Source organism: Paenibacillus sp. MMO-177, from assembly GCF_037147795.1.
Taxonomy (GTDB): Bacteria; Bacillota; Bacilli; order Paenibacillales; family Paenibacillaceae; genus Pristimantibacillus.
The window spans coordinates 1-223 of sequence record NZ_JBBCUR010000052.1; the positions used below are offsets into that span (position 1 = coordinate 1).

The 223-nt window shown below is 53.8% G+C and carries 1 rRNA gene; it reads right to left on the minus strand.

Going from position 1 to position 223, the window contains the following annotated elements:
* A 23S ribosomal RNA gene (locus WFK81_RS31045) occupies window positions 1-223 on the minus strand; the annotation flags it as partial.

Below are 223 nucleotides of genomic sequence, written 5' to 3' on the forward strand. Positions count from 1 at the left end.
TGTGTCGGTTTGCGGTACGGGCACCTTCACCTGGCTAGAGGCTTTTCTTGACAGCCGGAGTACATGACCTTCGCTACTGCAATTTTCGCTCCCCATCACAGCCTAGCTTACACGAGTTGCGGATTTGCCTACAACTCTGCCTCACTGCTTGGACAGGCTATTCCATCAGCCTGCGTCACTGCCCTTCTGTGTCACCCCATTGCTCATAACGGTTTACGGTGGT